Source organism: Adlercreutzia sp. DFI.6.23, from assembly GCF_024462535.1.
Lineage (GTDB): Bacteria > Actinomycetota > Coriobacteriia > Coriobacteriales > Eggerthellaceae > Adlercreutzia > Adlercreutzia rubneri.
On the sequence record NZ_JANGBP010000202.1, the window covers coordinates 1 to 398 of the forward strand.

A 398-nucleotide genomic window follows, 5' to 3' on the forward strand; every position below is an offset into this window, starting at 1 on the left:
CCAGAACGAAAGGATGCATTATGGAGAAAACAATTTACGAGAACGAGTCAACGCCCAAAGCAGACGGGTTCCATATGCCTTCTCCGGGTCGGCCTTCAGGTATTCCGCCAAGTCCTTCACGGTGGCGGAGTTCTGCAGCGCGGTCAGGTCGGTGAGCGACTTCTCCAGGTTCGTCTCCATGGTGCCCAGGGAATCGGACGTGGTGGAAAGCGAGGTCTCGGAAGAGGTCAGCGTGTCGCCGAGCTGCCCCAAAATGGCCCGCGCCTCGGCGAGCGAGGGAGTGAGCCCGCGCAGGGCCCCTTCCAAGGTGCCGCTGGCTTCCACCAGGGAATCCAGGCTGGTCGTGATGTCTGGCAGCACGCTGTCCTGGAAGGTGGCCGCGGTGGCGCGTATAGTTT

At 61.6% G+C, this 398-nt stretch carries 1 protein-coding gene; it reads right to left on the reverse strand.

The window, feature by feature from the left end; translation table 11 throughout:
* Positions 1–18: 18 nt before the first annotated feature.
* The coding region (locus NE591_RS13015; protein ID WP_256156838.1) for a hypothetical protein at positions 19–398 on the reverse strand (380 nt) is incomplete at its 5' end.